At 69.0% G+C, this 12,357-nt stretch carries 8 protein-coding genes and 2 pseudogenes; 4 read left to right on the plus strand and 6 right to left on the minus strand.

Annotated features, from left to right (window positions below; genetic code table 11):
• Window positions 1-2: 2 nt before the first annotated feature.
• Entirely contained in the window at window positions 3-4,382 is a 4,380-nt protein-coding gene (locus G412_RS39740) for a toxin glutamine deamidase domain-containing protein (RefSeq protein ID WP_157839133.1), read from the minus strand.
• A 349-nt stretch (window positions 4,383-4,731) separates the two neighbouring features.
• Between G412_RS39740 and G412_RS0118720 the strand changes: the two genes are divergently transcribed.
• Window positions 4,732-5,790, plus strand: a complete 1,059-nt coding sequence (locus tag G412_RS0118720; protein WP_028813405.1) for a vWA domain-containing protein — start codon at window positions 4,732-4,734, stop codon at window positions 5,788-5,790.
• Between the two features lie 67 nt (window positions 5,791-5,857).
• On the opposite strand, the gene G412_RS0118725 is transcribed toward G412_RS0118720, so the two are convergent.
• The 5 genes and pseudogenes from G412_RS0118725 to G412_RS0118740 all read right to left on the minus strand — a co-directional run bounded on the left by G412_RS0118725 (window position 5,858) and on the right by G412_RS0118740 (window position 9,383).
• The gene (locus tag G412_RS0118725; RefSeq protein ID WP_028813406.1) at window positions 5,858-7,048 is read right to left on the minus strand and encodes an acyl-CoA dehydrogenase family protein; all 1,191 of its coding nucleotides are present in this window, start codon (window positions 7,046-7,048) and stop codon (window positions 5,858-5,860) included.
• Window positions 7,049-7,100: 52 nt separating this feature from the next.
• A complete protein-coding gene (locus tag G412_RS35150) occupies window positions 7,101-8,021 on the minus strand; it encodes a DUF72 domain-containing protein (RefSeq protein WP_051338473.1) in 921 nt (306 codons plus the stop codon).
• Between the two features lie 23 nt (window positions 8,022-8,044).
• Window positions 8,045-8,461 carry a CBS domain-containing protein gene (locus tag G412_RS41035; protein ID WP_028813407.1) on the minus strand — a complete coding sequence of 139 codons (417 nt, stop codon included), beginning with the start codon at window positions 8,459-8,461 and terminating at the stop codon, window positions 8,045-8,047.
• Window positions 8,462-8,554: 93 nt separating this feature from the next.
• Window positions 8,555-8,749: pseudogene (locus tag G412_RS41640) on the minus strand (CDGSH iron-sulfur domain-containing protein); the annotation flags it as partial.
• The gene (locus G412_RS0118740) at window positions 8,733-9,383 is read right to left on the minus strand and encodes a HemK2/MTQ2 family protein methyltransferase (protein WP_028813408.1); all 651 of its coding nucleotides are present in this window, start codon (window positions 9,381-9,383) and stop codon (window positions 8,733-8,735) included. The pseudogene G412_RS41640 and the gene G412_RS0118740, both read right to left, overlap by 17 nt.
• Before the next feature lie 59 nt (window positions 9,384-9,442).
• Between G412_RS0118740 and G412_RS35155 the strand changes: the two genes are divergently transcribed.
• The 3 genes and pseudogenes from G412_RS35155 to G412_RS40530 form a co-directional block, all read left to right on the plus strand.
• Window positions 9,443-10,987 (plus strand): FAD-dependent oxidoreductase, encoded by a 1,545-nt coding sequence (locus tag G412_RS35155; RefSeq protein WP_037649167.1) that lies wholly within the window; start codon window positions 9,443-9,445, stop codon window positions 10,985-10,987.
• Entirely contained in the window at window positions 10,984-11,997 is a 1,014-nt protein-coding gene (locus G412_RS0118750) for an iron-containing redox enzyme family protein (RefSeq protein ID WP_028813409.1), read from the plus strand. Before G412_RS35155 ends, G412_RS0118750 begins: the two co-directional genes overlap by 4 nt.
• 162 nt (window positions 11,998-12,159) lie before the next feature.
• A pseudogene (locus G412_RS40530) lies at window positions 12,160-12,357 on the plus strand (IS701 family transposase); the annotation flags it as partial.

Raw genomic sequence — 12,357 nt, forward strand, 5'->3', positions numbered from 1 at the left:
TCCTACGCGGGGGGATTGGGCGTCGGCGAGGCGTAAGCCTTGAGAATATCGGAAACCTTGTTCAAGTGATCCTGGAAATCGGCTTCCATGGCCTGAGCCGCATTGCCGACTCCCTCGCGCGGATCGCTGAACAGTTCCACCTGTTCGCCTTTTCGGTAGCCCGTGGCGTAGGTCACCCCCATGTTTTGCGGGAGATAGGCGCGAATGTAACCTCCGCAGTCCGCGTGCCCCTTCGACTCGGAAGGATGACCACAGGGCTCGCGCTCCGTGTACAGGTGCACGGGGGCGAACGGTTCCCGCCCCTCGGCAGCGCGGTCCTCGTTGAGGCGCTCGATCCAGCCGCCCAAGTGCGGTTCGGAGTGGTCCGGTCGGGGTCCCGCGTGGCTGTACGAACTGTCGGCCACGTAGTGGGTCTGCTTGGTTTCCGGGTCGTATACCTCCATGACTGCGAAATTACGTCCAGAGAAATTCGGTTTCATGTCGCTGGTGGCCGCTGCGATGCTGTCGGCCACGCTTTCGCCATAGGCTTCGTCAAGGTGGTGCCGGGTGCGCTGCGCCGGGCTGGCGGAGTTGCTGTTGGAGCCGTCCACCTCGGAGAAGGGCTTGCCCTTCGCGTGCGCGACGGCGGCTCTTGAATCGTTGTACTTCTCGTTGTCGTTGCCCGAGAAGTTCGTCTGCCGCAGTTCGTCGCGCTTGCGGTGCGCCTCTCGTTCGGCGTCGTCCCGCCACTCGTAGGCCGAGTGGTCACCCTCGCGCGCGTGCGGACTGGCGCCCACACCCTGATTCCTGTGGAAGTCGTTGCTCAGACGTGCCAGAACACCTACCGTTGCGGCCTGTTGGCCTCGGCTCAAATCTTTGAAGCCGGGAATTCGATCCACGAGGTCGTCGCGGCGCCAGGTCGTACCGTCCCTGCTCCCTTGGAGCAGAGCGCGCATCCCGGCGTTCTCGTTGTTCGCGAAATCTCGCAGGACGTTGTAGACCGGGCCCAGGTCGATCTGCCGGAGATCCCGGTGCTCCCGGAAGTCCCTTTGCGCCTGGTCGCCGATGACACCGTAGTGCTGGTGCTCCGGGTTCTGCTTCTCCTCGAACGGTGCGGAGCCCAGTCGCTCGGGGTCCTGCCCGGTCGTCTCACCGGTGTTGTCACCGTCGTCGTCCCAGGAGTCCTGCGTCTCGGGGGGTTCACTTCCGGCGGGTTGGTCCGGCGCTCTGCGCTCGGCGGGCGTGGGAGTCGTGGAGGCTTCCCGCTGTGGCCGCGTACTGTCGTCGGTGCGCTGATCGGGCGTGACCGGTTGGCGGTTCGAGTCCAGTGGAATCGCGAAGACGCCGTTGTTTCCGCTGTGGAGCGGGCTGGGGCTGGTGCGGCCTGTTTGGGCGTCGATGTAGGTGATGTTGCCGTTGTGGTTGACGGCGTTCCAGGCGTGGGCGCGGCCGTTGGCGTCCTGGGTGATGATGACGGCCTGGGAGCCGTGGCCGCTGTTGCGGAGGGTGTTCTCCAGGCGGTTGTACGCGTCGCGGCCGTTGCCCATGTCGCTGAAGCGGGCGCCCAGCGTGTTTTCTATTCGGTCGCGGCCGCCCTTTTCGCCGCGGTCCGAGGGGTTGCCGTCGGCGTCGAGGTCGGGGGTGCGGGCGGCGGCGGCCGTGGGGTTGCCCGCGTAGGTGTCGACGGTGGAGAGGGCTACGTCGACACAGTTGTTGTTGCGGCCGGGGGTGCTTGGTCCGTCGCCATTGATGTTTTGGACCCAGGGGCCGTCTGCGGGGTCCGGGGGTCGGGTGGGGTCGCCGTTTTCGTCTCGGGGGATCGAGTTGTCGAGGGCGTTCCGTTCCGCGGGGGTGGGGTCGGTGACGCCGCCGGGGGGTGTGGTGTTGCGGGTTGCCGAGGCTGGTGTGGGGGTGGGGGGCTTGGTGTTGTTGTCCTGGCCTTGCTGCTGGGTGGGCGGGGTGGTGGTTGGGGTTCGGGGCGTGGGTTGGGTGGTGTGAGCGTTGGGGGCGGGGGCCACGGTGTGGATGGGTACCGCCGTCACCTGTTGCTGCTGCTGTTGGTTCGGCGTGTTCGGTGTGTTTGGCGTGTTGGCCAGGCTCGGTTGTGTGTTCTGAGGTGTGTTGGGCTGCGAGCCTGGCTGTTGTGGCCGGTTGCCCCCTGGGGTGGGGCTGGGGGTGGTGGCTCCAGGCTGGTTTGGTGTGCTCGGGGTGCTCGGGGTGCTGCCGTTCGGCGTTGAGGGCCTGTCGGGTGTACGGCCAGGTGCGGTGGAGTCCGGCGCGTTCGGGCTCGGCGTCGTTGTTGGAGGGCCGGCGGGCGGTTGTGTGGTCCTGGGCTGGGCCGGCTGCCTCGGGTCCTGGCTCGGAGTGGTTGATTCGGGGCGGCTCGTGCCGGGCGCGGTCGAGGCCGGGTTCGTGTTCGCGTTCGTGTTGGGCGTACGAGTGTCTGCCGGGCCGGGTGTGTTGGTGCTGGGTGTGGTTGCCCCTGGGCTGGGGGTTGGGGTGCGGCCGGGGGAGGGGGTGGGGCTGGGGTTGGGGTTGGGCGTGCTGGGGTTCGGGGTGCTGGGGTTTGGGGTGATGGGGTTGGGGGTGCGACCCGGCGTAGTTCCGGGTGTGGGCTGGTCCGGGTTCGGTGTGCGGCCGTCCGGTGGTCCTGGAGTACGGCCGTCCGTCGGCGGCGTCGGCGTGCTGCGCGGGGGCGTGGAAGGTGTCGGGTTCGGGGTGGAGACCGGGCTCGGCCCCGTGGGGTTGGGGATGCCTGGGGTGGTGGAGGGGGTCCGGGGCGGGGCGGCTGTCGGGTTGGGGCTGGTGGGGCTCGTACCGGGCGGGGGGCCGCCTGGGGTGGTGTTCGTGCCGGTACGTGCACCTGCCGCGCCGTCCGCTGTGGCGGGCGGCGCGGGCGAGGTCGGCATGGAGGAGTTGCCGTCCGGGCGGGGGCCGGTCGGAGGCGAGGGGTCGGTCGTGGTGGGGGTGGGGGCGGCGTTGGACTGGGTCGGGACGCTGGCGGCGAGGCTGTCGATCGACGTACTGATCGAGCCGCCGCTACTCGTGGAGGAGGGTGTGCTGCTGGACGCCGGCGTGGGGGCCGACTGGGGGTTGGGCGCGGTGAGTCCGCCGGTGGAGGAGGAGCCGCCGCGGGTGTCACCGGTGCCGGGCGTGCTGCTGCTGTTGTTGCTGCTGGTGTCCGGGGAGGGGGCGGGCGAGGGTGGCGTATTGCTGGGCGTGGGGTCGTCGAAGTCCGACAGTGTCGGCCGGGAGGGCGAGTTCGTGGAGGAAGGATTCTGCCCGGCGTCCGGGGTGCTGGGCGCGGAGTCCGGGGTGCTGCCTGCTGTGTCGGTGCTGGGAAGGCTTCCGAGGTCGGGGGCGCTGAAGGGCGCGGGGCCGTCGCCGTCGGCGGATATGCCACCGCCGATGTTCGTGTTGCCCGTGTTGGCGTTCGAACGTGAGGTCGTCGACGAGCCCGAGGAGTCGGACGAGTTCGACGCATTGGACGCATTGGACGCGTTCGACGGGTTGGACGAGGAGGAGTTCGAGCCGGAGGCGTTCGAGTTCGAGGAGTTGGAACCGTCGGAGGAGCTGGTGTTCCCCGAATCGCCGTCGCCGTCGCCGCTGTTGTCGCCCGCCGTGGGGTTGGAGCGGTTGTTGTAGGCGTCCATGCTGTTGTTGTAGCCGCTGTCAATGCCGTCGCGGACGCTACTGCCGGCCTTCTTGCCGAGACCGTCACGCAGTCCCTCCGCGAACGTCTGCGGGGTCTGCTTGAGGGCCTCCCAGCCGCCCTTCGCCCCCGCCCCGACAGTCTTGCTGAGGTCAAAGCCCTCCTGGGTGCCGAAGCCGACGTTCACGGACTGCGTGACGAGGTCGGTGACCATGGCCTGGACCGCCGAGACAGCCGGTTCTTTCATCGCCTCGATGATCGCCTGCATCAGCGCGTCTTTGAGTGCGTCGATGATGCGTCGTACGGCGACGCGGGTGACCTGAGTGGCGGCCATCCCGGCGGCGGCGGAGAGGCCGAAGGTGACGACGGACGCGGCCGCGGCAGCGGCGATCTGGATGGCCAGTGCGAGGAGCTGGACGATGACCGCGTACTTCGCGAACGTCACCAAATAGGCGGCGGCTTCGAAGGTGTTCGCCAAGATGTACGCGGCTTCGGCGGCGTTGGCGAGGTAGCCGTCCGAGGCGCCGTCGGAGAACTTCTTGTAATGCGTGGTGAACTTGTCGATGGACTCGCCCGCGTTGTGCGCGATCACCGTCCGGGCGCTGGTATCGGCCCGTAGGCGCAGCTTCTGCGCGTCGTCACCGAACTTGCGCCACAGCTTGGCGGAGTCCCTGAGCAGGTCCTCATTGGCTGTCGGCCAGTTATAGCCGAGCATCTTCAGGAGCCACTCGAGCTCATCCGGCAACATCATCGCCACAGCGCGCCACACCCCCGACAGGCAACCGCCGCACAACGTCCCCCAACGACAGGGGAATCACACGAAGCACAGCCGCGCCCCGAGCTTACTAACCATCACCGGCGTTGCCGCAGACTGCCCCTGTCACAACCCTGCTGCGGAACCTGTAAGGCCGGGCCGCCGGTGAAAACCGGGGCATGGGCGGACCGGTCGGCAACACCTGTGCTGCGGGTCTGGCTCTCACCGCGGCCGCCCGTCCAGGGTCTGCCGCCGGGCAGGGGGTGGTTGTCCGTCAAGCCCTGTTGTCAGTGCCTCCCCATAGTGTGGAGACATCGCTCGGGGTCCTCGGAGAAGGAGCAGAATCATGTCCGCCAACAAGATCCAGCACAAGGTGAATCATGTCGCGCTGGTAGTGGACTGTTCGGGTTCCATGCGTCAGCACCAGAGTCAACTCGTCCGCGTAGTGGATGAGTTCGTGGCGGGCTTGAAGGCCGAGTCGGACAGCCTCGGTCATGAGACCCGGATCAGCCTCTACTCCTTCGACCACAAGGTGGAGAACCTGGTCTGGGACATGGACGTGAAGCATCTGCCTTCCATGCGCGGTCTGTACAAGGTCAACAATGGCGCTACTGCTCTCATCGAGGCCTCGCTGAAGTCCCTGGACGACCTGGGCCACATCTGGGAGGCGTACGGCGAGCACAGCTTCCTCCAGATCGTGGTGACGGACGGCGAGGAGAACGCCTCCGGCGGCGACAGACGGCACGACGGCGACATGGCCATCCTCGGTCCCTGGCTCGACAAGATCGCGGCGAAGATGGGTGCGCTTCCGGGCCACTGGACTTCCGCGATCCTCGTTCCGAACTCCCTGGCGAAGCGAACCGCCCAGAACTACGGCTTCCCGGCCGGAAACATCGCCATCTGGGATGCGGATTCCCAGGAGGGTGTCGAGGAGGCGATCGGCACTGTGCGAGCTGCCGCCACCAGCTTCCTCCGTGGCCGCGAGCAGGGCGTGCGCGGCACGAAGAACCTCTTCGCGGTCGGCCAGGACATATCGGTCGACGACGTGCGGGCGAACCTCGAACCGGTCCCGGCCGACAAGTACCGACTCCTGAAGGTCGACACGGAGGTCGAGATCCGACCCTTCGTTGATTCGCATCCGGGCGTGACGTACGAACGCGGGTCCTGTTACTACCAGCTGGGCGCCCGGGTTCAGGTTCAGCCCGACAAGGAGGTCATCGTGGTCGAGAAGGACACCGACCGCGCATACACGGGCGACGCGGCACGCAGTCTTCTGTTCGGCACGGGTATCCAGGGGACCGTTTCCGTGAAGGCCGGGCGTAATCCCAAGTTGGAGGTATACGTGCAGAGTCGTTCGGTGAACAGAAAGCTCAAGCCGAAGACGCGTCTGCTCATCATGCTCTGAAATTCACGAGAGGGCGTAGAGCGGGTGGTCCAGGGCCAGTGGCGACGGGTCGGCCAGTACAGCCGGGTCAGCGGCGTACGCGTGGCATGCCCAGGCCGATCCAGGAGATGATCTCGCGCTGGATCTCGTTGTTCCCGCCGCCGAAGGTGAAGATGACGGCGCTGCGGTAGCCGCGTTCGAGTTCGCCGTGCAGGACGGCGCCTGCCGAGCCCTCTTTCAACGGGCCTGCGGCGCCGAGGACTTCCATCAGCCAGGCGTAGGCGTCGCGGCGCGCCTCCGAGCCGTAGACCTTCACCGCGGAGGCGTCCTGCGGGGTGAGGGTGGCCTGCTGGAGGGCGGACACCATCTGCCAGTTGAGGAGCTTCATCGCGTCGAGCCTGGTATGGGTCCTCGCGAGGCGTCCGCGGACCCAGCCGAGGTCGATGACGCGGCGCCCGTCGGCGAGCTTGGTGTCGGCGGCCCAGCGCTGGACGTTGTGGAGCGCGCGGATGGCCATGGTGCCGTGGGCGGCGAGGGTGACGCGCTCGTGGTTGAGCTGGTTGGTGATGAGGCGCCAGCCCTTGTTCTCGTTGCCGACGCGGCGGGAGGCGGGGACGCGGATGTTCTCGTAGTAGCTGGCCGTGGTGTCGTGCGAGGCGAGGGTGTTGATGAGGGTGCACGAGTAGCCGGGCTCGCTCGTCGGCACGAGCAGCATTGTGATGCCCTTGTGGGGCGGTGCGTCGGGGTCGGTGCGTACGGCGAGCCAGACCCAGTCGGCGGTGTCCCCGTTGGTGGTCCAGATCTTCTGCCCGTTGACGGTGTAGTGGCCTGTGGCCTCGTCGCCCTCGCGTACGGCGCGGGTCTTCAGGGCGGCGAGGTCGGTGCCCGCGTCGGGCTCGCTGTACCCGATCGCGAAGTCGATCTCCCCGGACAGGATCCTGGGGAGGAAGTACGTCTTCTGTTCGTCCGTGCCGAACTGCATGATCGTCGGACCCACGGTGTTGAGGGCCATCAGCGGCAGCGGCACGCCGGCCTGCGCGGCCTCGTCGAAGAAGATGAACTGTTCCATCGGCGAGAGCCCCCGCCCGCCGTACTCCTCGGGCCATCCGACGCCCAGCCATCCGTCCGCGCCGAGGCGGCGGACGGTGGCGCGGTAGAAGCGCTTGCGGGCCGCCGGTTCGGCGTACCGGGCGTAGGCGTTGTCGGGTACCAGCTCGGCGAAGTACGCACGCAGGTCGGCGCGCAACCGCGTCTGCTCAGGCGTGTATTCGAGGTGCACGGCCCCTCCAGAGTGTCGCGTTCCTACGGCGGCCGACACAGTAGAACGTGTTTCAGGAATCTGGAAGGGCTTCCCGCACCCGATCGCTGTCATCGCGCCGATCCGTCAGCAGTTCGGACATCGTCGTGGCCGCCTCGACCGACGCCTGCGCACAGCAGTTGTTGAAGAGCACATGGACCTGGTCCGAGCGTTCCGCGAGCGCGCGGATGCACGGGAGCCAGCCCCTGAGTTCGTCCCGCGTGTAGTGGTGCCGGTAGCGGTTCTCCTTGCTGCCGGTGCCCCACTGCGGGCTGCGCCCGTGGAACCGTACGACGGAGAGTCCGGGCGCTGTCGCCTCCGCGACGGGCGGCACCGAATCGGGCAGTCCCTGGAGCGTGTCGACGGCCACCAGTGGTATGCCCTGGTCCCGCAGGAAGCCTGCCGTCTCGTCGATACGGTCCGGCGTGAGCCACCCCGGATGTCTGAACTCCACGGCGATCGGCGTCCCGGCCCGCTCCCTGCACTCCTCGATGTACGCCCGTGAGCGGGCCCCCGGCCGGAACCAGGGGGAGAACTGGAACAGCACGGTGCCCAGTCGGCCGGCGTCGCGCAGGGGCGCGACGCCGGCCGTGAACCGCTGCCACAGTTGCGTCACCGCGTCCTCGGGCAGCTGCGACTTGCGTACCCACGCCGCCGGGTCGAGGCCAGTTGGCCGCAGGGGTTCGGGAAGCGCACCCACCCGGGCGCCGTGCCCGGTGAGGAGGGCGAACGCCTTCACGTCGAAGAGGAAGCCCTCGGGGGTGCGCTCGGCCCACAGGGCGCTGACTCGCTCGGCGGGCAGCGCGTAGAACGTGCTGTCCGCCTCCACGACAGGGAACCGGGCGGCGTAGTGCCGCAGCCGCCCCTCGGCTCCCCGGGCACCCGTCGGATACCAGCCGCTGGAGACCAGCGCGGGATCGGTCCACGAGCAGGTACCCACCAGAATGTCGCCCATGTCGCCCATGCCGTCGCCCGTGATCAGTCGGTGGACAGCGCCTCCAGGAGCTCACCGACCTGCGGTTCGGGCAGCGCCTTGGCGACATCGGCCTGGGCGACCATGCCGACGAGCCGGTGGTCGTCGATCACCGGCAGCCTGCGCACCTTGTGCTGCGTCATCTTGCGGAGCACCTGCTCCACACTGTCGTCGGCCTGTACGAACACCACCTCGCCCTGCGCGAGTTCGCCGGCCCTGGTCGTGTTCGGGTCCTTGCCTGCGCCGAGTGCCCGCACCACGATGTCGCGGTCGGTCAGCATGCCCTTGAGCTTCTCGTCGGTGCCGCAGATGGGCAGAGCGCCCACACCGAGCCGTGTCATCGTCCGGGCGGCGTCCGCCAGGGTCTCCTGCTCGCCCACGCACTCCGTGCCCTTGGACATGATCTGGCGTGCGGTTGTCATCGTCCCTCCTGGTTCGGATGTGACGGTCCGTTTGCTGGAACCCGCCGGGTACCCCGCTGCGGGCCGGGTAACCGTTCTGCGGCGATGACTTGTGTCGCACCAGGGGTAGCGGCGGCTGCGCCGGCAGGTGCAGACGGCCACCATGAACCGGTCGGAGCGGGCGGTCGTGCCGTCCGCCAGCGTGATCTCCACCGGCCCCTCGACGATCACCGGGCCCTCGGGGTCGACCACGACCCGCCGGGCGGGGCGGCTGTCCTGCGTTCCGGAACTCTCAGTCGCGCCAGGCACGGATGACCACCAACTCCTCTTTCGTCTCGCCCGGGTCCACCAGGCCCCGGGCTTCCAGCCAGGCGGCGTGCCGCCGCATCACCGGGCCGTACGGCACGGTCTCATGGGCCACGGGCCCGGCCCGCAGCCCGCGCGCGGTCAGGGCGTCCACGGTGGCGTCCACGCCGCACAGCGCCGACTGCACGACCAGGAGTACGCCGCCCTGCCTCAGCAGGGGCGGCGCCTGCACGCACAGCCGGTCCAGCACCGCACGGCCGTCCGCACCCGCCCACCAGGCCAGGTCGGCGGCCTTCGCCGGTACGTCGCCGGGCGAAGCGACGTACGGTGGATTGGAAAGGATCACATCGAAGCTCTGCCCCGCGAACGAGCTGAGCAGGTCACCTCGGTGGACTCGGATCGGATGTCCTCGCAGCCGGGCATTGAACCGGGCCGCGAGGACGGCTCTGCGCGACAGGTCGGTCGCGGTGACACTTGCGGCACCGCATTCGGCGGCCACGAGCGCGAGAGCACCCGTGCCGGTGCCGACGTCGAGCACGTCGGCACCGGGCATCCGCGGCTCCTCACGCGTCACCCGTGCGAGGAGTTCGGTGTCTTCCAGTGGAGCGTAGACACCAGGTGGTCTGAGTAGGCGCATGGGACGGGGGTACCTCGAAGAGCCCTGGTCATAACGGCCCCCGCCGGAAGGAGCAGCAAATGAGGGATGTCCCCGTCCGCCCCGGTTCGTACTGGATGGAGTACGGCGACGACACGGCGCGCCCCCGGCCGCCCGACGGTCTGGACGTGGACGTGGCGGTGATCGGCGCGGGCATCGCCGGGATCTGTACGGCCTGGGAGCTGGCCCGTGCGGGGAGGTCGGTCGCGCTGCTGGAGGCGAACCGGGTCGCCTCCGGAGTGACCGGACACACGACGGCGAAGCTGTCCGCCCTGCACGGCAACCTCTACCAGCGGCTGCGCAGCACCCGCGGCGCGCAGGGGGCCGCGCTGTACGCCCGTTCCCAGCAGGACGCCATCGGGCACGTGGTGGCCGTGTGCCAGGAACTGGGGATCGACTGCGACCTGGAACGCTTCCCGGCGTTCACGTACGCCGAGACGGCCAAGGAAGCCCACACGGCCGAGGCGGAGGCGGAGGCCGCCCGCGAGGCCGGGCTGCCCGCGTCGTACGTCAAGGAGACGGGACTGCCGTTTCCCGTGGCGGGCGCGGTGCGGGTGGAGGACCAGGCCCTGTTCCACCCGCGCAAGTACCTGTACGCGCTTGTCGCCGATCTGGAGCGGCGCGGCGGGCAGGTCTTCGAGGGCACCAGGATCGTCGGGCTGCGCGAGGGCGAGCCGTGCCGGCTGACGACGGAGGACGGGCGCACCGTCTCGGCCCGTGACGTCGTGGTCGCCACGCACTACCCGGTCTTCGACCGTTCGCTGCTCTTCGCGCGGCTGAAGCCGCACCGCGAGCTGGTCGTGGCGGGCGTGATTCCGGCCGGGCAGGACCCGCTGGGGATGTACCTGACGCCCGAGGGAACGACACGTTCGGTGCGGACCGCTCCGTACGGGGAAGGGCAGCGGCTGCTGATCGTGACGGGTGAGAAGTTCACTCCGGGAGCGGGCCGGGTCGGGGAGCGGTACGAGCGGCTGGAGACGTGGACCAGGCAGCGCTTCCCCGACGTACGGCTGACGCATCGCTGGGCCGCCCAGGACAACGAGCCGACGGACGGTGTGCCCTTCGTGGGCGCGCTGCACCCGCGCGCGCGTCACAGCTTCGTGGCGGCGGGCTTCAACAGCTGGGGCATGGCCAGCGGCGTGATGTCGGGCAAGCTGCTCGCCGCCCGGATCACCGGGGAGAAGCTGCCCTGGACGGACCTGTACGACCCGGTGCGTCTGAAGCCGCTGAAGGAGGCCCCGTCGCTGATGCGGTTCCAGGCCGCCGCGGCCGGTCATTTCGTGGGCGACCGGCTGCCCTTCGTGACGGGCGGCGGCCGTGCCTCGGCGATCCCTCCCGGCGGGGGCGCGGTGCTGCGCAGTGGCGCCCGCCATGTGGCGGTCCACCGCGACGAAGCCGGTGAGCTCCACGCGCTGTCTGCCCGGTGTACGCACATGGGGTGCCTGGTCCGGTTCAACGACGCGGAACGGACCTGGGAGTGCCCGTGCCACGGGTCCCGCTTCGGGACGGGCGGCGAGGTGCTCCAGGGACCGGCCGTACACCCGCTCGAACGGGTTCACGGATTCGAGGAGGACGACGACGCATGACGACCGCCCCTGAGCTGCCCTCCGCTCGCGGGCCCCTTTCGGGCGCCGTGCGGGACATACTTCTCGGCTCTCCCCCGCCCGGCCCGCCGCCCGGCGAGGCCGCTTCCTGGGACCCGTTCGGGGACGATCTCCAGCTTGCCCTGTACATGGCGTACGAACCGCACTACCGGGGCTTTCGGGGTGTGTGCGATGCGCGGGAATGGGACCTGGACCTGCTGCGGCTGCGCGGCGCCATGGAAGAGACGTTTCTGAGTGCGCTGCGCGCGGCGGCGCCCGGCGACGACGACGTGACGGCCGAACTGGACGCGCTGCTCGTCGAACCGGCCGACGGGCAGGGTGTCTCGCACGAGCTGATGCACGACGGCACCTGGGAGCGGATGCGCGAGTACCTCGCTCACCGCTCGCTCTACCAGCTGAAGGAGGCCGACCCGCAGGCATGGGTGATCCCACGGCTGGAGGGGCAGGCCAAGGCGTCGCTGGTGGCGGTCGAGTTCGACGAGTTCGGCGGCGGCCGCGGTGAGAACGTACACGCCAGACTGTTCGCCCGCCTGATGGAGGGCGCGGGACTGGACGCGCGCTACGGCCGCTATCTGGAGTTCGCGCCCGCCGTCACACTCGCCCCGGTCAACGCGATGTCGCTGTTCGGGCTGCACCGTGCGCTGCGCGGCGCCATGGTCGGGAACTTCGCCACGCTGGAGATCACCTCTCCGCCCGGCGCGCGCCGGATGGCGAAGGCTCTGGAGCGGCTGGGGGCGGGCGAGGAGTGCACGCGTTTCTTCACCGAGCACATCGAGGCGGACGCCGTGCACGAACAGGTGATGCGCCGCGACGTCATCGGGGATCTGCTCGCCAGGGAGCCGCAGCTGGCCGGGGACGTCGCGTTCGGCATCCGGGCGAGCGTGCTGCTGGAGACGCGCTGGGAGGAGCACGTACTGGCCGCCTGGCGGGAGGGCCGCAGTTCGCTGCGGCCCGGCGCGCCCGGCATCAGCGGGTCGGCGTCACCCCGATGAGCTGCGGGGGCACGCCTCAGGCCCTTAGTACTCCAGTTGCACTTTGCTATTGCCGCTGGTCAAAGGCTTGTTTTCGAGTGTAGCGAGCTGACTGTCCGCCATGTTGCCGGAGTTCGTGACCAGCGGCATGTGATCGCTGTTGTGCTGATCGTGCAAGATGATGTGCGGCCCGATGTTTGGGCTTCGGAGCTTGAGGAGGTGCTGCTGCGGATCGGTCACCGGTTCGGTCGGGTCGATCTGCGGCGGCGGATGCGGGACTACGTGCGCGGGCTGCTCGGTCCTGTCGGCAGGAAGAACGGCTGGCAGCTGGCCGAGTACGTCGGCCATGACGTGCCGGCCGGTCTGCAGCACCTACTGAAC

It is taken from the genome of Streptomyces flavidovirens DSM 40150, from assembly GCF_000429085.1.
Classification (GTDB): domain Bacteria; phylum Actinomycetota; class Actinomycetes; order Streptomycetales; family Streptomycetaceae; genus Streptomyces; species Streptomyces flavidovirens.

Bases quoted from the DNA above. Each gene is read 5' to 3' on its own strand.
- G412_RS39740 (WP_157839133.1), bottom strand. From the start codon at position 4,382: ATGATGTTGCCGGATGAGCTCGAGTGGCTCCTGAAGATGCTCGGCTAT.
- G412_RS0118720 (WP_028813405.1), top strand. From the start codon at position 4,732: ATGTCCGCCAACAAGATCCAGCACAAGGTGAATCATGTCGCGCTGGTA.
- G412_RS35150 (WP_051338473.1), bottom strand. From the start codon at position 8,021: ATGGGCGACATTCTGGTGGGTACCTGCTCGTGGACCGATCCCGCGCTG.
- G412_RS41035 (WP_028813407.1), bottom strand. From the start codon at position 8,461: ATGACAACCGCACGCCAGATCATGTCCAAGGGCACGGAGTGCGTGGGC.
- G412_RS0118740 (WP_028813408.1), bottom strand. From the start codon at position 9,383: ATGCGCCTACTCAGACCACCTGGTGTCTACGCTCCACTGGAAGACACC.
- G412_RS35155 (WP_037649167.1), top strand. From the start codon at position 9,443: ATGAGGGATGTCCCCGTCCGCCCCGGTTCGTACTGGATGGAGTACGGC.
- G412_RS0118750 (WP_028813409.1), top strand. From the start codon at position 10,984: ATGACGACCGCCCCTGAGCTGCCCTCCGCTCGCGGGCCCCTTTCGGGC.